The organism is Serratia sp. LACPHL-BACT-2024-00286, assembly GCF_043109535.1.
GTDB classification, from domain to species: domain Bacteria; phylum Pseudomonadota; class Gammaproteobacteria; order Enterobacterales; family Enterobacteriaceae; genus Serratia; species Serratia sarumanii.
In genome coordinates this window covers 1,232,989-1,250,106 of the sequence record NZ_JBICNA010000001.1, presented here as the reverse complement: position 1 = coordinate 1,250,106, position 17,118 = coordinate 1,232,989, and the positions used below count along the sequence as shown (strand labels likewise).

General features: G+C 60.0%; 17 protein-coding genes. 9 read left to right on the top strand and 8 right to left on the bottom strand.

The genetic code is table 11. The features are described 5' to 3' along the window. Positions 1-26 precede the first annotated feature (26 nt). A complete protein-coding gene (locus ACF8MC_RS05930; RefSeq protein WP_015377562.1) occupies positions 27-560 on the bottom strand; it encodes a fimbrial protein in 534 nt (177 codons plus the stop codon). 375 nt (positions 561-935) lie between these two features. Here ACF8MC_RS05930 and ACF8MC_RS05925 point away from each other — a divergent pair, with 375 nt between their 5' ends. Further along, positions 936-1,619, top strand: coding sequence for a helix-turn-helix transcriptional regulator (locus ACF8MC_RS05925; RefSeq protein ID WP_226871995.1), 684 nt, complete (start codon positions 936-938; stop codon positions 1,617-1,619). A 158-nt stretch (positions 1,620-1,777) separates the two neighbouring features. Here the strand turns inward: ACF8MC_RS05925 and ychF are convergent, their stop codons facing one another. Beyond that, on the bottom strand, positions 1,778-2,869 hold the full coding sequence (ychF, locus tag ACF8MC_RS05920) for a redox-regulated ATPase YchF (protein WP_033638156.1): 1,092 nt from the start codon (positions 2,867-2,869) through the stop codon (positions 1,778-1,780). Positions 2,870-3,203: 334 nt separating this feature from the next. On the opposite strand from ychF, the gene ACF8MC_RS05915 reads away from it, so the two are divergent. Continuing rightward, entirely contained in the window at positions 3,204-4,733 is a 1,530-nt protein-coding gene (locus ACF8MC_RS05915; RefSeq protein WP_164096380.1) for a SulP family inorganic anion transporter, read from the top strand. 37 nt (positions 4,734-4,770) lie between these two features. Here ACF8MC_RS05915 and pth read toward each other — a convergent pair whose 3' ends face one another. Next, positions 4,771-5,361: an aminoacyl-tRNA hydrolase gene (gene pth / locus ACF8MC_RS05910; RefSeq protein ID WP_004941053.1), complete on the bottom strand. Its 591-nt coding sequence runs from the start codon at positions 5,359-5,361 to the stop codon at positions 4,771-4,773. Positions 5,362-5,661: 300 nt separating this feature from the next. Here pth and ychH point away from each other — a divergent pair, with 300 nt between their 5' ends. Next, complete coding sequence (ychH, locus tag ACF8MC_RS05905; protein ID WP_353038792.1) at positions 5,662-5,940, top strand: stress-induced protein YchH; 279 nt, start codon at positions 5,662-5,664, stop codon at positions 5,938-5,940. A gap of 179 nt (positions 5,941-6,119) precedes the next feature. Here the strand turns inward: ychH and prs are convergent, their stop codons facing one another. From prs to lolB, 3 genes are all read right to left on the bottom strand, one after another. Next, complete coding sequence (prs, locus tag ACF8MC_RS05900) at positions 6,120-7,067, bottom strand: ribose-phosphate diphosphokinase (RefSeq protein WP_004941061.1); 948 nt, start codon at positions 7,065-7,067, stop codon at positions 6,120-6,122. Positions 7,068-7,241: 174 nt separating this feature from the next. Then, on the bottom strand, positions 7,242-8,108 hold the full coding sequence (gene ispE / locus ACF8MC_RS05895; RefSeq protein ID WP_033638162.1) for a 4-(cytidine 5'-diphospho)-2-C-methyl-D-erythritol kinase: 867 nt from the start codon (positions 8,106-8,108) through the stop codon (positions 7,242-7,244). Further along, entirely contained in the window at positions 8,105-8,728 is a 624-nt protein-coding gene (gene lolB, locus ACF8MC_RS05890; protein ID WP_025302493.1) for a lipoprotein insertase outer membrane protein LolB, read from the bottom strand. The genes ispE and lolB overlap by 4 nt, the downstream gene beginning before the upstream one ends. 468 nt (positions 8,729-9,196) lie before the next feature. Here lolB and hemA point away from each other — a divergent pair, with 468 nt between their 5' ends. Genes hemA through kdsA form a run of 6 tightly spaced genes read left to right on the top strand, consistent with a single transcriptional unit; the run spans position 9,197 to position 14,571 of the window. Further along, positions 9,197-10,459 carry a glutamyl-tRNA reductase gene (hemA, locus tag ACF8MC_RS05885; protein WP_033638164.1) on the top strand — a complete coding sequence of 421 codons (1,263 nt, stop codon included), beginning with the start codon at positions 9,197-9,199 and terminating at the stop codon, positions 10,457-10,459. Between the two features lie 31 nt (positions 10,460-10,490). After that, complete coding sequence (gene prfA / locus ACF8MC_RS05880; RefSeq protein ID WP_033646391.1) at positions 10,491-11,576, top strand: peptide chain release factor 1; 1,086 nt, start codon at positions 10,491-10,493, stop codon at positions 11,574-11,576. Beyond that, the gene (gene prmC, locus ACF8MC_RS05875; protein WP_049235120.1) at positions 11,576-12,409 is read left to right on the top strand and encodes a peptide chain release factor N(5)-glutamine methyltransferase; all 834 of its coding nucleotides are present in this window, start codon (positions 11,576-11,578) and stop codon (positions 12,407-12,409) included. Before prfA ends, prmC begins: the two co-directional genes overlap by 1 nt. Before the next feature lie 41 nt (positions 12,410-12,450). After that, positions 12,451-12,852 (top strand): SirB2 family protein, encoded by a 402-nt coding sequence (locus tag ACF8MC_RS05870; protein WP_170310367.1) that lies wholly within the window; start codon positions 12,451-12,453, stop codon positions 12,850-12,852. Beyond that, positions 12,849-13,658, top strand: a complete 810-nt coding sequence (sirB1, locus tag ACF8MC_RS05865) for an invasion regulator SirB1 (protein ID WP_033653850.1) — start codon at positions 12,849-12,851, stop codon at positions 13,656-13,658. The genes ACF8MC_RS05870 and sirB1 overlap by 4 nt, the downstream gene beginning before the upstream one ends. A 58-nt stretch (positions 13,659-13,716) precedes the next feature. Beyond that, positions 13,717-14,571, top strand: a complete 855-nt coding sequence (kdsA, locus tag ACF8MC_RS05860; protein WP_004941087.1) for a 3-deoxy-8-phosphooctulonate synthase — start codon at positions 13,717-13,719, stop codon at positions 14,569-14,571. Between the two features lie 47 nt (positions 14,572-14,618). Here the strand turns inward: kdsA and dauA are convergent, their stop codons facing one another. Both dauA and ACF8MC_RS05850 read right to left on the bottom strand, forming a co-directional pair. Then, positions 14,619-16,307, bottom strand: coding sequence for a C4-dicarboxylic acid transporter DauA (gene dauA / locus ACF8MC_RS05855; RefSeq protein ID WP_164105084.1), 1,689 nt, complete (start codon positions 16,305-16,307; stop codon positions 14,619-14,621). 232 nt (positions 16,308-16,539) lie between these two features. Further along, positions 16,540-17,025: a heme-degrading domain-containing protein gene (locus tag ACF8MC_RS05850; RefSeq protein WP_033646386.1), complete on the bottom strand. Its 486-nt coding sequence runs from the start codon at positions 17,023-17,025 to the stop codon at positions 16,540-16,542. Positions 17,026-17,118: the final 93 nt, after the last annotated feature.

The following is a 17,118-nucleotide window of genomic DNA, read 5'->3' as shown; positions in this document are numbered from 1 at the left end:
CAACAGGTATGGCGCCTGACGCCGGCTTATTTGTAGCTAATGGCGAACTGTGCGGTGGCGATCACCGATCCGGCCGCCACGCCGGTGTCTTCCGCGTAGTAGCGAGCCACCAGGTTCTGCGAGGTGGAGGTGGCGTCTTTCGCCAGCGTCATCGCCGACGTGGTGACGGTCGAACCGCTGGCGAACGACAGCGGCGTAGTGGCGTCGCTGTCCAGCAGTTGAATGGACACCTTGGCCGCATCGCCCGCGTTGCCCAGATTGCCGTTGGTGGTCGGGTTGTTGCCCGCCAGCACGGTTTTGATCGCCGTATCGCTGGTTGCCGCCGCACAGCCGGTCACGTTGACGGTGAAGGTGGTATCGCCGGCGGTGGCGCCTTTGGTGGCGAGTTTGCTGGCGGCGACGGTCGGCAGCAGAACGACCGGATTGGATTGGTTACCGTTAATATTCACCGAGCAGGTTTGCGTGCTGACTTCGCCTTTAAATTGCACCGTATTGGACGAAGCGGCCGCACAGGCGCCGGAGAGAGCCAGCATGGATAATGCGACTAATTTAACATTCATGTGAAATGCCCTTTAATTTACTTTAGATAAAAGCTTTCCTGACAGTAATAAATTACTGACGTGCGGTTGTTGATTAATCATGTTGCGCAATTGTTTTTTAAACGCGTCGGCAAACATGGATTTTCATCCTAACAAACTAAGAATTTTCCCTATAGATGTTTTGAATGAAGTAATAAGGTTGTGGTGCCCGTTGTTACATTTTTTTTCATTTGCGCTTATATCATACAAAATAGAAAATAGATCTATATCATTGCGTTGCGTTTTTATTGGATCGCCAGTTTTTTATGTGGAAATAATTTGAAACATTCATGCCTTTTTTGCGTATTAATCAACATGCTGACGGTTGCGTGATTATTTGAAAAACATGTTATCAAGATGTTTTATATCGGTGTGCTTTGCAGGCGAATTACCCCAAAAAAGAGCAGCGACAAGCCGCCTGAGGTGTGGAAGCATGCTTTCATGCTGATAAGGAGAATTAAAGTGAGAGTGATTTATATCGACGGTTCACCGCTGTGCCGGCTGGGTATGAAAACATTACTGGGCGGCGGCGTGATAACCTTATCCTCACCCAATATGAATATTATTAAAAATATAATTCCGGCGCCTGATTTAATTATTACGGAGTTTCCTCAGGAGATTTACCGGTTCGAGGCGTATTTAAATTTCATTAAATATTCACGTGGTGAATATAAAGATGTCCGGTTACTGTTCTTTATCGATAAGACTTCGCCGCTGATCCTGGCGTTTATCGCCGCGGCGCAGCCGGATGCGATTTTGCACAAACGGGAAACGCTGCAGATGGTGCGGGAAACCTGCGCGGCGCTGGTCTGCCGTGAGGAGGAAGGTGAGCGGCGCGTGATGAACCGGCAGCAGGCGGCGGCAATCACGCCTGGCGAGGCGGCGGTGCTGTGTGAAACCGCGCGCACGGAAGATATTCGCCTGACCGCGCGGCGGTTGAACCTGCACCCGAAAACCGTTTATTCGCACCTCAACAATGCCGGGAAGAAGTTCGGCACCCGCAATCGGGTGGAATTGCTGAAGATGATTGCGCTGCTGTAGCGCGCCGTTAACGGGTTTTGCAGCGGCAGTGTTTCGGGCTCTCGGCGTGGAAGGGGGAAATGGGGGAGTCTGAGTCAGGGGCGATAAAAACAAAAATCCACGCCGAAGCGTGGATTTTTCCGTTTCCGGCAGCCGAGAGCAATGCTGCGGGGAAGGGCTTAGACGTTGAACAGGAAGTTCATTACGTCGCCGTCTTTGACGATGTAGTCTTTACCTTCGGAGCGCATTTTGCCGGCTTCTTTGGCGCCTTGCTCACCCTTGTAGGTGATGAAGTCATCATAAGAGATGGTTTGCGCGCGGATAAAGCCTTTTTCGAAGTCGGTGTGGATCTTGCCGGCCGCCTGCGGAGCGGTGGCGCCGACCGGGATGGTCCAGGCGCGCACTTCTTTCACGCCGGCGGTGAAGTAGGTCTGCAGGTTCAGCAGTTCATAACCGGCGCGGATCACGCGGTTCAGGCCCGGCTCTTCCAGGCCCAGCTCGGCCATGAACTCGTCGCGATCTTCGTCTTCCAGCTCGGCGATGTCGGATTCCACGGCGGCGCACACGGCAACCACCACGGAGCCTTCGGCGTCGGCGATTTTACGCACGGTGTCCAGGTACGGGTTGTTCTCGAAGCCGTCTTCGTTGACGTTGGCGATGTACATGGTCGGCTTCAGAGTCAGGAAGCTCAGGTATTTGATCGCCGCTTTGTCTTCGTCGCTCAGATCCAGCGCGCGCAGCATGCCGGCGTTTTCCAGGTGCGGCAGGCATTTCTCCAGCGCCGCCAGCTCGGCTTTGGCGTCTTTGTCGCCGCCTTTGGCTTTCTTCTGTACGCGGTGGATGGCGCGCTCGCAGGTGTCCAGGTCAGACAGCGCCAGCTCGGTGTTGATCACATCGATGTCTTCGGCCGGATCGACCTTGTTGTTGACGTGAATGATGTTGTCGTTCTCGAAGCAGCGCACCACGTGGCCGATGGCTTCGGTTTCGCGGATGTTGGTCAGGAACTGGTTGCCCAGGCCTTCACCCTTGGACGCGCCTTTCACCAGGCCGGCGATGTCGACGAATTCCATGGTGGTCGGCAGAATGCGCTGCGGCTTGACGATCTCGGCCAGCTTATCCAGACGCGGATCGGGCATCGGCACCACACCGGTGTTCGGTTCAATGGTGCAGAACGGGAAGTTGGCTGCTTCAATGCCCGCTTTGGTCAACGCGTTGAACAGGGTGGATTTGCCTACGTTAGGCAGGCCGACGATACCGCATTTGAATCCCATGTTGTAATCACCTTAAATATCTTAACTATCAGCCGGTTAGGTTTAATCGACTGCATAAAGGGCAAAATAATGCCGCCATTATACACGTAATGGGCGTTTATCTCGATCAGACTTGTTTGGCCGGGGCGAGCGCAGCGCCCGCGGCCGGTTTTTGATTGAGATTTGGATCACATTTACCCATACTGGCCGTTCCGATTAACCGACAGGAAACGCGCCGGATGTATTTCTTGCCTACGCCACCCTGAGCTGTGCCCGCCTGCAGTCTGCCGCACCTTGCGGTACCCCATACCCGCTACGCGGGGAGATGATGTCATCTGTCATAAGTGAATAATGCATGTTTAACCTGAGTAACGTCAGGATCGCGGACGTTAAAAATGAAGTCCTGGCGGGCTTTGTGGTGGCGGTTTCGATGATCCCCGAGGCGGTCGGCTTTTCGCTGGTCGCCGGTCTTTCGCCGATCGTCGGTTTGCACACCGCGTTTATTATCGGCCTGGTCACGGCGCTGTTCGGCGGCAAGCCGGGCATGGTTTCCGGCGCCGCCGGCTCCATTGTGGTGGTGCTGATGAGCCTGGCGGCGCAGTACGGCATGGGCTACGTGCTGTGGGCCACGCTGTTTGCCGGGGGCATTCAAATCCTGATCGGCGCCTTCCGGCTGGGCAAGTTCATTCGTCTGGTGCCGCTGCCGGCGATCCACGGCTTCGTCAACGGTCTGGCGATCGTCATCATGCTGGCGCAGCTGAAGATGATCGCCGGGCAGGGGCCGCTGATGTACGGCCTGGTGGCGCTGGCGATTGCGGTGGTGGTGCTGTTCCCGCGCCTGACCAAAGCCATTCCGTCTTCGCTGGCGGCGCTGCTGGTGGTTTCGGCGTTGGCGATCGGCCTCAATCTGCACACGCTGCGGGTGGGCGATCTGGCGGACATTTCCGGCGCGCTGCCGCACTTCAGCCTGCCGACGGCGCCGTTCACCCTGGAAATGGTGCGGGTGGTGCTGCCCTATGCGGTGGTGATTGCCCTGGTTGGTTTGATTGAATCGCTGCTGACCATGACGGTGCTGGATGAAATGGGCGGCAAGAAGGGCAACGGCAATCGCGAAAGCATCGCGCAGGGCGCCGGTAACGCGGTGTGCGGCCTGTTGGGCTGCTTCGCCGGCTGCGCGATGATCGGCCAGTCGATCATCAACTTCACCTCGGGCGGGCGCGGGCGCCTCTCCGGCACGGTGGGCGCCATCCTGCTGATTCTGTTCGTGGTCAGCCTGTCGCGCTATATCGGCCTGCTGCCGGTGGCGGCGCTGGCCGGGGTGATGCTGGTGGTGTGTTACAACACCTTCGAGTGGAGTTCGCTGCGCCGTTTGCGCCGTATGCCGAAGGCGGACGCGCTGGTGATGCTCGCCGTCACGCTGATCACCATCTTTACCGATCTGGCGGTGGCGGTGATCAGCGGGGTGATTATCTCGGCGCTGGTGTTCGCCTGGCAGCAGGCGCGCATTCGCGTGCGCCAGCGGCAGGTAACGGGCGACGTGGCGGTGTATCAGCTCGATGGCCCGCTGTTCTTCGGCTCTGCCGCCGCTTTCGCCGAGCTGTTCGAGCCGCAAAGCGATCCGCAGAACGTGGTGCTGGATTTTGCCGGCACCCGGGTGATGGATTCCAGCGGCGTAGAGGCGATCGATAAGCTGACGGCGCGTTACCTGGCGGCGGGGAAAAGCATTCGGCTGCGCCACCTGAGCGGCGACTGCGTGCGTTTACTTAAGCGCGCCGGGCCGTTTTGCAGCCATGAGCTGGACGATCCGCAGTATTACGTGGCGGAAGAGGGCTTCACCGCCGATGACCGCCGCGTGAGCGAGGAGACCTTCAACCCGCGCGGCTAGAAGCAGGCAGCGGGCAGGGCGCCCGCTGCGGCAAGGTTCAGGCCTGCGCCTTGAAGCTGTGCAGGCGCTGAACGGTTTTTTCCAGCCCGTCCTTCATCAGCATCTCGGTGCAGCGCAGTGACTCGTCGATCGCTTCGTCGATCATCTTCTGCTCGCTGGCCGGCGGCTTGCCGAGCACGAAGCCCACCACCTTGTTCTTGTCGCCCGGATGGCCGATGCCGATGCGCAGGCGGTAGAAGTTCGGGTTGTTGCCGAACTTGTTCTGGATGTCTTTCAGGCCGTTGTGGCCGCCGTTGCCGCCGCCGAGCTTGATTTTGGCGACGCCGGGCGGCAGATCCAGCTCGTCGTGCGCCACCAGGATCTCGTTTGGTTCGATGCGGTAGAAGTTGGCCATCGCCAGCACCGCTTTGCCGCTCAGGTTCATGAAGGTGGTCGGCACCAGCAGGCGCACGTCGTTGCCCGCCAGGTTCAAACGAGCGGTATAGCCGAAGAACTTGCTCTCTTCTTTCAACTGCTGATTGTGGCGCTGGGCCAGCAGATCGACGTACCAGGCGCCGGCGTTGTGGCGCGTTTGGGCATATTCCGCGCCCGGGTTGGCCAGGCCAACTATCAATTTAATACTGCTCACTGGGAGATTCACTATGATCAGGGTAATGGAAAGGGCCTTAGTCTACCTGCCGGGGCGGCGAATGACAAAATCCGATCCCGCCGTCGCCTTAGGTAAGAAAGACGAATGATTCATTAGCTGAATAATTCAATTTGTCCGCTAATTTTCAGCGGCGCGTTAAGAAGTGTCAATAATTCTTTACCATTTGTGATCGCCTCCGCAATCCCCTTGCCGCAACAAGGACTATACTTAACTTATCAAAGTGGGTTAACAAGTTGCAGCGTTATCCCGGTTGGCACATGGCAATCATGGAGGTGGCATATGAAACGTAGAAGCGCGGACAGAATGGGCAACTTTTTTATGAGGCTGGGGCTGGTCGTGATGATCGGCGGTGTCGGATACTCCATTATTGCTGAAGTATCCCAGTTCAATTTACCGCAATTTTTCGCCCACGGCGCCATCATGAGTATCTTCGTCGGCGCGCTGTTGTGGCTGGTGGGCGCGCGTATCGGCGGCCGCGAGCAGGTGGCGGATCGCTACTGGTGGGTAAAACACTTTGATAAACGGTGCCGCAACGACCAACATCGTTCGTCGCATTGATTAAAAAATCAGAAGGGAAGCGAGAGCAGGGCAAGGGAAAATCTGCCGTGCATTAAGGTTTGAGGTCATGTTGGACTACGAGTAGAAAACCCGTTGTTGCTCACGCACCAACGGGTTTTTCTTTTGTCGGGCACGCTATCTTTCCGGCGCGGTGGGCGCCGCACCGGAAAGACGACGCATCAATGCTCGAACATTGCAGAGATCGACTCTTCGTTGCTGATGCGGCGGATGGCTTCAGCCAGCATGCCGGACAGGGTCAGAGTGCGAACGTTTTTCAGTGCCTTGATTTCCGGCGACAGCGGAATGGTGTCGCAGACGATCACTTCATCAATCACCGAGTTCTTGATGTTGTCCACGGCGTTGCCGGAGAAGATCGGGTGCGTCGCGTAGGCGAATACGCGCTTGGCACCGCGTTCTTTCAACGCTTCAGCCGCTTTGCACAAGGTACCGCCGGTGTCGATCATGTCGTCGACCAGCACGCAGTCGCGGCCTGCCACGTCACCGATGATGTGCATCACCTGAGAAACGTTCGCGCGCGGGCGGCGTTTGTCGATGATGGCCATATCGGTGTCGTTCAGCAGTTTGGCGATGGCGCGGGCACGCACTACGCCGCCGATGTCCGGGGAAACCACGATCGGGTTTTCCAGGTTCTGCTGCAGCATGTCTTCCAGCAGGATCGGGCTGCCGAACACGTTGTCTACCGGAACGTCGAAGAAGCCTTGAATCTGCTCAGCATGCAGATCCACCGTCAGAACGCGGTCAACCCCTACGCTGGAGAGGAAATCGGCAACCACCTTGGCGGTGATCGGCACACGCGCGGAACGCACGCGGCGATCCTGGCGGGCATAGCCGAAGTAAGGGATAACGGCGGTAATACGACCTGCGGAGGCGCGACGCAGGGCGTCGACCATCACAACCAGTTCCATCAGGTTGTCGTTGGTCGGAGCACAGGTGGACTGGATGATGAAAATATCACCGCCGCGTACATTTTCGTTGATTTGCACGCTCACTTCGCCGTCGCTAAAACGACCTACAGCGGCGTCACCAAGGCTGGTGTACAAACGGTTGGCAATACGTTGTGCTAGTTCCGGGGTGGCGTTACCAGCAAAAAGCTTCATATCAGGCACGAGAAGAACCTCAGGCTTGCGTCCAGAGAAGATATTGTCATACGACATCGCCAAGGGGCAGTCGGCGACGCCGGCGCAATATACATACGGGTATGTAAAACTAAAATTGAGACCGCAGGCAGCGCAGGGATAACAGGGCCAGGTGTGCATGACCCTGCGCAGCGAAACGTTGAGCTACGACTCAAACCGCCCGGAACGAATGCGATGTAGTGGGGAGACGTTAACGCCGCGCGCTACAAAACCACACAACCACTCCGGGGCTTGATTTAACACCTGACGGGCGGCGATTTCTGTGTCGAATTCAGCAAACACACAAGCACCTGTGCCAGTCAGGCGTGACGGGGCGTATTCTAACAGCCATGAAAGAAGCTGTTCAACCTCGCGAAAACGTTTTCTTGCGATCGGTTCGCAATCATTTGCGTACGGCGCCTGCAACAGCTCACTTAAGGAGCGAACCGGGGTGTCTCTTTTCAATTCGGGGTCGCCGAAGATAACCGGCGTCGGGATGCCGACGCCGGGATGCGCCACCAGATACCACTTTTCCTGCGGCTCGGCCGGTTGCAGGCGCTCGCCGATGCCTTCGGCGAAGGCGGCGTGGCCGCGCACGAACACCGGCACGTCGGCGCCGAGGCTGAGCCCCAGCTCGGCCAGTTGGTCGTCGCCAAGACCGCAGCGCCACAGTTCGTTCAGCGCCACCAGCACGGTGGCGGCGTTGGAGGAGCCGCCACCCAAGCCGCCGCCCATCGGCAGGCGTTTGTCGATGCTGATGTCGGCGCCGCGCGGTGCGGTCTGCAGGCCGCGTTCATCGCAATAGCGCTGCAGAAGGCGGGCGGCGCGCACGATCAGGTTCTGCTCGTCCGGCACGCCGTCGACCGGCGTCAGCAGATGAATGCGATCGTCCTGGCGCGGGTCAATGGTCAGGGTGTCGCCGTAGTCCAAAAACTGGAACAGCGTCTGCAGCAGGTGATAGCCGTCTTCACGACGGCCGGTGATGTACAAAAACAGGTTGAGTTTCGCGGGGGAGGGCCACTGGCGGATCATTTGAGCGTCCAGTTGTCCATTTTCAGCTTGATGCGCTGGTCGCCCTGCTGCAGCTCCAGGCGGTTTGGCAGCGTCGGCTGCACCTCGTTGCTGTAGCCCTGGTAATCCACTTTCCAGGTCTGGCCGCCTTGCTGGTAGGTCAGCTTGCTCAGGCGATATTGGTCATCCAGCGCAAAATCGCTGGCTTCGCCCGGCAGGCCGAGCATCCACTGGCGCAGGTTGTTCAGCGGGATCGCCATGCCGGTCAGCTTGCGGATCATCTCTTCCGGGTTGTCGCTGACGTAGCGTTTGCCCTGGTTGTCGGTCAGTTGCACCACGTTTTTCTGCACGTTGAGATCCATTTCCGTGCTGCCGAGCGGGTTGGTCAGCAGCAGGCGGTAGCGCTCCGGCGAGAACTGCTGCCAGAAGAAGCGGGCGTAGACTTTTTTCTGATCAGACAAGTAGGCGAAGGAGCCGCGGGTCTGATAGGTGCTGAGCTGCTGCACCGCCTGCTCATGGGCGCGCCACTGCGGTGAGGTCGGGCTGGTGGCCGGGCCGGTCGGCTTGGTGGTGGTACAGGCGGCCAGCACCAGGCTGGCCAGCGGGATCAGACGGAGCAAACTAACTTTGCGTATTGGCATAACTTTCTCTTGTCCTTTTGTCCTTGCGGGCATGCGCGACGAAACCCGGATTCAGCGCTCACGCTAACGGGGCGGCGGCGGCGCGTCAATTTTTTGCTGCATCGCGTTGAATCTTGCCGCTTTTACCGGCGCAATGCCAACCCGGCACGCGCGTCGGGGTCGCCATTAAGCGTAACACAATCGCCTGAAGGCGGGGGAGGTGCGCCCGATAAGCGGTGCCTTCGTTGCGCAAACGCCGCCGTTGTGTACGCCGAATAGCGTGCGCGTTATCGCAAACTGCGCTAAAATTTAAGCAATCGACCTACCTCATGACTATTTATCCTGCTGTATTTATTGCTTATTCATTAATTGATGTCATCTATGACAGCGATTGAACGGAAGATGCGGTTGTTACTTTTATTGATCCCGCGCATCAAGTAGAATGCCGTTCAACGAGAACCCGTACCAAGATAAGTATTACTCGAAGCAATGACCCTGCTGGCGTTAGGTATAAATCACAAAACCGCTCCGGTTTCTCTGCGTGAAAGGGTGACCTTCTCGCCAGAGTCCATCGATGAGGCGCTGACCAGCTTGCTCCAACAACCGTTGGTGCAGGGCGGCGTCGTGTTGTCCACCTGCAACCGCACCGAGCTGTACCTCAGCGTAGAGCAGCAGGAACACATGCACGAGCAGCTGGTCGCCTGGCTGTGCGCCTACCACAACCTGCGCCCGGAAGAGGTGAAGAAAAGCCTGTACTGGCATCAGGGCAACGACGCGGTCAGCCACCTGATGCGGGTGGCCAGCGGGTTGGACTCATTGGTACTGGGCGAACCGCAGATCCTCGGCCAGGTGAAAAAGGCCTTCGCCGAGTCGCAACGCGGCCAGTCGCTGTCCGGCGAGCTGGAGCGTCTGTTCCAGAAATCCTTCTCCGTCGCCAAGCGCGTGCGCACCGAAACCGACATCGGCGCCAGCGCGGTCTCCGTGGCGTTCGCCGCCTGTACGCTGGCGCGCCAGATCTTCGAATCGCTGGCCGATCTCAACGTATTGCTGGTGGGCGCCGGCGAAACCATCGAGCTGGTGGCGCGCCACCTGCGCGAGCATAAAGTGCGGCACATGATCATCGCCAACCGCACCCGCGAGCGCGCGCAGCTGCTGGCGGACGAGGTCGGCGCGGAAGTGATCACCCTGCCTGAGATCGACGAACGTCTGGCGGACGCCGACATCATCATCAGTTCCACCGCCAGCCCGCTGCCGATCATCGGCAAGGGGATGGTGGAGCGCGCGCTGAAGGCGCGCCGCAACCAGCCGATGCTGCTGGTGGATATCGCCGTACCGCGCGACATCGAGCCGGAGGTCGGCAAACTGGCCAACGCCTATCTGTACAGCGTGGACGATCTGCACGCCATCATTCAAAGCAACCTGGCGCAGCGCAAAGCGGCGGCGGTGCAGGCGGAGTCGATCGTGCAGCAGGAAAGTACCAACTTCATGGCCTGGCTGCGCTCGCAGGGCGCGGTGGAAACCATCCGCGACTACCGTTCGCAGGCCGACCAAATTCGCGCAGAGATGGAGGCCAAAGCGCTGGCCGCCATCGCGCAGGGCGCCAACGTGGAGCAGGTGATACACGAGCTGGCCCATAAACTGACCAACCGTCTTATTCATGCCCCCACCAAATCCCTCCAGCAGGCCGCCGGCGACGGCGACGTGGAGCGGTTGCAGTTATTACGCGACAGCCTCGGGCTGGATCAGCATTAGTTTTCTCTATTAACAGGGTTTATTACCACGCATGAAGCCTTCTATTGTTGCCAAACTGGAAGCGTTACAAGAGCGCCATGAAGAAGTGCAGGCGCTGCTCGGCGATGCCGGTGTTATCGCCGACCAAGACCGGTTCCGCGCGCTGTCGCGAGAATACGCGCAGCTGACCGACGTCAGCCGCTGCTTCCTGGAATGGCGTCAGGTGCAGGAGGATCTGGAGACGGCGGAAATGATGCTGGACGATCCGGAGATGCGCGAGATGGCGCAGGAAGAGCTGAAACAGGCGCGGGCGGCCAGCGAAGAGCTGGAGCAGCAGCTGCAGGTGTTGCTGCTGCCGAAAGATCCGGACGATGAGCGCAGCTGCTTCCTCGAAGTGCGCGCCGGCACCGGCGGCGATGAGGCGGCGATCTTCGCCGGCGATCTGTTCCGCATGTACAGTCGTTACGCCGAAGGCCGCCGCTGGCGCGTCGAGGTGATGAGCGCCAACGAAGGCGAGCACGGCGGCTTCAAGGAAGTGATCGCCAAAGTCTCCGGCGATGGCGTGTACGGCCAGCTGAAGTTTGAATCCGGCGGCCACCGCGTGCAGCGCGTGCCGGAAACCGAATCCCAGGGGCGCATCCACACCTCCGCCTGCACCGTGGCGGTGATGCCGGAAGTGCCGGAAGCCGAGCTGCCGGACATCAACCCGGGCGATCTGAAAATCGACACTTTCCGCTCCTCCGGCGCCGGCGGCCAGCACGTTAACACCACAGACTCGGCGATCCGCATCACCCACCTGCCGACCGGCATCGTGGTGGAGTGCCAGGACGAACGTTCACAGCACAAAAACAAAGCCAAGGCGATGTCGGTGCTGGGCGCGCGCATTCGCGCCGCCGAGATGGCCAAGCGCCAGCAGGCCGAGGCGTCCACTCGCCGCAACCTGCTGGGCAGCGGCGATCGTTCCGACCGCAATCGCACCTACAACTTCCCGCAGGGGCGGGTGACCGACCACCGCATCAACCTGACGCTCTACCGTCTGGACGAGGTGATGGAAGGCAAACTGGACATGCTGATCCAGCCGATCGTGCAGGAGTATCAGGCCGACCAGCTGGCTGCGCTGTCCGCCGAGCAAGAGTGATGGACTATCAACACTGGCTGAAAGCCGCCGCCGCGCGTTTGACCCACAGCGACAGCGCCCGGCGCGACGCGGAAATCCTGTTGGGTTTCGTGACCGGCAAGGCCAGGACCTTCCTGATGGCGTTCGGTGAAACCCTGCTGACGCCGCCGCAGCAACAGCAACTGGAGACGCTGCTGGCGCGCCGCGAGCGCGGTGAGCCGGTGGCCTATCTGGTGGGCGAGCGCGAGTTTTGGTCGCTGCCGCTGTCGGTTTCGCCCGCAACGCTGATCCCACGCCCGGATACCGAATGCCTGGTGGAATTGGCGCTGGCGCGTCTGCCGCCGCAACCCTGCCATTTCCTCGATCTCGGCACCGGCACCGGCGCCATCGCGCTGGCGCTGGCCAGCGAGCGCCCGGATTGTTCGGCAATCGGCGTCGATGTGCAGCCGGAGGCGGTCGCGCTGGCGCAACATAATGCGCGCAAGCTGAAGATCGACAACGTCCGATTTTTACAGGGCAGCTGGTTTGCGCCGGTGGCGGGGCAACGCTTCGCGCTGATCGCCAGCAATCCGCCCTATATCGACGCCGCCGATCCGCATTTGTCGCAGGGCGACGTGCGCTTCGAGCCGGGCAGCGCGCTGGTCGCCGCCGATCATGGGCTGGCGGATCTGGCCGCCATCGTGAGCCAGGCGCCGCACCATTTGCAGCCGCAGGGTTGGCTGCTGTTGGAACATGGCTGGCAGCAGGGCGAGAGCGTGCGCGCGCTGCTGCAGGCCGCCGGATTTTCCGCTGTCGCCACCCACCGCGATTACGGCGACAACGACCGCGTGACGCTCGGCCAATGGCCGGGATAATCGCCACTGATAATAACGACGCCCGGGCCATTTAAGGGAGCATCATGACTGCATACACCGCGTTGAAACATTTCCATTTGCTGACGGTCGCCATCAGTATTACCTTGTTTGTGCTGCGTTTCTTTTGGCAGTGGCGCCGCTCGCCGATCATGGGCCGCCGCTGGGTCAAGGTAGCGCCGCACCTGAACGACACGCTGCTGTTCGTCAGCGGCATCGCGCTGGTAGTGACGTTCGGGTTTTATCCGCTGCTGGGTATGGACTCATGGCTGACCGAGAAGCTGTTTGGCGTTATTATCTATATCCTGCTTGGCTACGTCGCATTGGGCAAGAAGACCAAAAGTCAGCGGCTGCGAACCGTGGCGTTCGTGCTGGCGTTGGGCTGCCTGTACCTGATAATTAAACTTGCCACGACGAAAATACCGTTTCTGATGGGATACCTATGAGTAGCATTGCTGATTTTGAATTTAACGCCTCGCCGCTGAGCGAAGGGGTGATCCTGGTGTCGCAGTCGGTGCGGCGCGATTTCCCGGCTGCCGACGTGGAGCGCAAGCTGCAACAGCTGGTAGACGAAGCGCGCGCGGTGGTGCCGGCCGATATCACTCAGGAGCAGCAACTGGATGCGCTCATCGAGCTGTTTTACAAGACCTGGGGCTTCGGCGGCGCCAGCGGCGTGTACCGCCTGTCGGACGCCATCTGGCTGGACAAGGTGCTGGAAGGGCGGCAGGGCACGCCGGTCTCGCTGGGCACCATTTTCCTGCACATCGCCAACGCGCTGGATCTGCCGCTGCTGCCGGTGATTTTCCCCACTCAGCTGATCCTGCGCGCCGACTGGCTGGACGAGGAGCTGTGGCTGATCAACCCGCTTAACGGCGAAACCCTGAGCGAACACCAGCTGGAAGTGTGGATCAAGGGCAACCTGGGGCTGGGCGCCGAGCTGGAAGACGACGACCTCGACGAGTCGGAAAACATCATGGTGGTGCGCAAGATGCTCGATACGCTGAAGGCCGCCCTGATGGAAGAAAAACAGCTGGAAATGGCGCTGCGCACCAGCGAAACGGTGCTGTGCTTCGATCCGGAAGATCCGTACGAGATCCGCGACCGCGGGCTGATTTACGCCCAGCTGGAGTGCAACCATATCGCGATTTCCGATCTCAACTATTTTGTCGAGCAGTGTCCTGAAGACCCGGTCAGCGAAGTGATCAAAGTGCAGATCCATTCGATTGAGCCGAAACAGGTGACGCTGCATTAATTCAATGACTCCGCGCAGTGTGCAAGGCGACGGTTACAACCTTAACAAAGGCGAAAGCATGAAACAGAAAGTGGTTAGCATTGGCGATATCGACGTAGCAAACGATCTGCCGTTTGTGCTGTTTGGCGGTATGAACGTGCTGGAATCGCGCGATCTGGCGATGAGCATCTGCGAACACTACGTCACCGTGACGCAAAAACTGGGCATTCCTTACGTATTCAAGGCCTCTTTCGACAAGGCCAACCGCTCTTCCATCCACTCGTACCGCGGTCCGGGCCTGGAAGAAGGGATGAAGATCTTCGAAGAGCTGAAAAAAACCTTCGGCGTGAAAATCATCACCGACGTGCATGAAGCGGCGCAGGCGCAGCCGGTTTCCGAAGTGGTTGACGTGATCCAGCTGCCGGCCTTCCTGGCGCGCCAGACCGATCTGGTGGAAGCGATGGCGAAAACCGGCGCGGTGATCAACGTCAAGAAGCCGCAGTTCGTCAGCCCGGGGCAGATGGGCAATATCGTCGACAAGTTCAAAGAGGGCGGCAACGACCAGGTGATCCTGTGCGATCGCGGCAGCAACTTTGGCTATGACAACCTGGTGGTCGACATGCTGGGCATCAACGTGATGAAAAACGTGACCGGCGGCCATCCGGTGATCTTCGACGTGACCCACGCGCTGCAGACCCGCGATCCGTTCGGCGCCGCGTCCGGTGGCCGTCGCGCTCAGGTGGCCGAGCTGGCGCGCGCCGGCATGGCGGTCGGCCTGGCCGGTCTGTTCCTCGAAGCGCACCCGGATCCGAACAACGCCAAGTGCGACGGCCCGTCCGCGCTGCCGCTGGACAAGCTGGAGCCGTTCCTGGCGCAGATGAAAGCCATCGACGACCTGGTGAAGAGCTTCCCGGAGCTGGATACCAGCAACTAAGCGCTCGTCACCATAAAAAAAGCCCGACTCGTCGGGCTTTTTTACGTTTAGGCACCGGTGGCCGCCAGCGCTTCCGGCAGCGTCGGGTAGAACTGCAGGCGGCCCTCGATCGGTTGTACCCGTGCGCGCGCCAAGGTTTTCAGCGGCTGGAACGGCACGTCGGTGATCACCAGCTTTTTGTCCGCCGGCAGCTCGTCGATAAAGCGCCGCAGGGCGCTCAGGCCGCCGGCGTCGAGCACCGGCACTGCATCCCACTGCAGCACGATCGTGCGGTAGCCTTCGCTGCGCGCCAGCAGTTCGGTAAAGATGCGCTCGGCGGCGGCGAAGAACAGCGGGCCGTTCACCCGCAGCACCAGGCGGCCGTGGTCGGCGCTCAGCTCACTCAGCTTTGTCATACGGGCGATACGGCGCATAAACAGCAGCGACGCCAGCACGATGCCCACGGTAATGGCGATCACCATGTCGAACAGCACCGTCAGCGACATGCACAGCAGCAGCACCAGAATGTCGTCCTTCGGCGCCCGGCGCAGCAGGTAAACCACCTTGTGCGCCTCGCTCATGTTCCAGGCGACCATCAGCAGCAGCGCCGCCATCGCCGCCAGCGGCAGGTAAGAGAGCCACGGCGCCAATACCAGCAGCGCCAGCAGCACCAGCAGCGCGTGGATGATGGCGGACACCGGCGAGGTGGCGCCGGCGCGCACGTTGGCCGCCGAACGGGCAATCGCGGCGGTGGCGGTAATGCCGCCGAAGAACGGCGCGATGATGTTGCCCGCGCCCTGGCCGATCAGTTCGCTGTTCGAGTTGTGCTTCTTGCCGGTCATGCCGTCGAGCACCACCGCGCACAGCAGTGATTCGATCGCGCCGAGCATCGCCATCGAAAACGCCGCCGGCAATAGGGCGGAAACGGTTTGCCAGCTCAGGGTGAACGGCTGCCCGCCGCCGCCCGGCAGATCCCAGGGCAGCAGCAACTGCGGCAGGATCGGCGGGATGCCCAGGCCGCTGCTGCCGTCGGCCAGCAGGTAGCTGAAGCGCGAGCCGATGGTCGCCACCGGGTGATCAAACAGCGCCAGCAGCCCCATCAGCGCGGTGCCCGCCAGCAGCGCCGGCAGGTGGCCAGGCACCCGCAGGCCGAGCTTGGGCCAGAAGATCAGGATCAGGAGCGTCACCGCGCCGATCAGGGTATCGCCGAAATCCAGCGTCGGCAGGGCCTGCAGCAGGGCGTGCAGCTTGCCGACGTAATTTTCCGGCGTGTGCGCCAGCTGCAGGCCGAAGAAGTCCTTGATCTGCATGGTGGCGATGGTGATGGCGATGCCGGAGGTAAAGCCGAGCGTCACCGGCAGCGGAATGTACTCGATCAGCCGGCCCAGGCGCGCCAGCCCCATCAGCAGCAGAAATACTCCGGAGATCAGCGTGGCGACCAGCAGGCCGGCCAGGCCGAACTGCTGCGAAACCGGATACAGGATCACCACGAAGGCGGCGGTGGGGCCGGAGACGCTGTAGCGCGAACCGCCGCTGACGGCGATGACGATGCCGGCGATGGCGGCGGTATACAGGCCGTACTGCGGCGGCACGCCGCTGGCGATCGCCAGCGCCATCGCCAGCGGGATGGCGATAATGCCGACCGTCATCCCGGCGATAGCGTCTTTCAGCAACCGCGCCAGGCTATAAGGTTCCCGCCAGCAGGCGTCTATCAGCGCGCTGAAGGGGCGAATTTTGTTTATTTCATGCGTTTTCATCTACGGTGCGTACCAAATCTTCAAAAGTGAAAGGAATGGCGGGCCCGATGAGGTCCGTCTTGTCACGTGACAGATACCATACGCCTTTTGTTCAGCGGATTACCAGACCTGTGTCAATTTGGCGCAGGAAATCGGAGAGTCGCCCTTTTGTTTGGCGCTAAATGCCGATAACAGATAAGTCAGCCGCAGATTCTGCGGCTGAAAAGGAAAGGAATAATCGAGGTTTTAACGGCTAGTGGAGTTCGGGCAGGGATAAGCCGAGAAAGTTCGCTAAAGTACTCACCAGCAGCTGATGGTCTTCTTTCTGCGGCGCGCCGGAAATGCTGATGCTGCCGACGCAGCCGAGGCCGGTCAGGGTGAGCGGGAAGGCGCCGCCGTGCACCGAATAGTCGCGCACGCTCAGCCCGTAGCGCTCTTCCAGCGACGTTTGCCGCTGCTGCAGGCGCAGGCCGATGGCGTAAGAGCTTTTGTGAAAATGGTTCACCAGATTACGCTTGCGCCGCACCCAGTCGGCAATGTCCGGCGTGGCGCCCGGCATGGCGTAATAAAACAGCGTTTGCCCGGCCAGTTGGATCTCGATGGCGATGCTCAGGCCGCGCCGCTCGGCGGCGGTTTTCAGCGCCGCGCCCAGTTCCCAGGCGGTGGCGGCGTCAAAATGGGTAAAGGCCAGCGTCGCTTCCTGTTCGCTGAGCGCCTGCAGTTCATCGTCGATATTCATGCGGTTCTCCCCCAATAACACAGGGCACAGAGTAGCCTGAAGCGTCTGGGGAGGGATAGAAGGCTTGGCGATAAGATAGAACCGCCCGGCCGC

Coding starts and splice junctions, on each gene's coding strand:
- ACF8MC_RS05930 (WP_015377562.1), bottom strand. CDS start 560: ATGAATGTTAAATTAGTCGCATTATCCATGCTGGCTCTCTCCGGCGCC.
- ACF8MC_RS05925 (WP_226871995.1), top strand. CDS start 936: ATGTTTTATATCGGTGTGCTTTGCAGGCGAATTACCCCAAAAAAGAGC.
- ychF (WP_033638156.1), bottom strand. CDS start 2,869: ATGGGATTCAAATGCGGTATCGTCGGCCTGCCTAACGTAGGCAAATCC.
- ACF8MC_RS05915 (WP_164096380.1), top strand. CDS start 3,204: ATGTTTAACCTGAGTAACGTCAGGATCGCGGACGTTAAAAATGAAGTC.
- ychH (WP_353038792.1), top strand. CDS start 5,662: ATGAAACGTAGAAGCGCGGACAGAATGGGCAACTTTTTTATGAGGCTG.
- ispE (WP_033638162.1), bottom strand. CDS start 8,108: ATGATCCGCCAGTGGCCCTCCCCCGCGAAACTCAACCTGTTTTTGTAC.
- lolB (WP_025302493.1), bottom strand. CDS start 8,728: ATGCCAATACGCAAAGTTAGTTTGCTCCGTCTGATCCCGCTGGCCAGC.
- hemA (WP_033638164.1), top strand. CDS start 9,197: ATGACCCTGCTGGCGTTAGGTATAAATCACAAAACCGCTCCGGTTTCT.
- prfA (WP_033646391.1), top strand. CDS start 10,491: ATGAAGCCTTCTATTGTTGCCAAACTGGAAGCGTTACAAGAGCGCCAT.
- prmC (WP_049235120.1), top strand. CDS start 11,576: ATGGACTATCAACACTGGCTGAAAGCCGCCGCCGCGCGTTTGACCCAC.
- sirB1 (WP_033653850.1), top strand. CDS start 12,849: ATGAGTAGCATTGCTGATTTTGAATTTAACGCCTCGCCGCTGAGCGAA.
- kdsA (WP_004941087.1), top strand. CDS start 13,717: ATGAAACAGAAAGTGGTTAGCATTGGCGATATCGACGTAGCAAACGAT.
- dauA (WP_164105084.1), bottom strand. CDS start 16,307: ATGAAAACGCATGAAATAAACAAAATTCGCCCCTTCAGCGCGCTGATA.
- ACF8MC_RS05850 (WP_033646386.1), bottom strand. CDS start 17,025: ATGAATATCGACGATGAACTGCAGGCGCTCAGCGAACAGGAAGCGACG.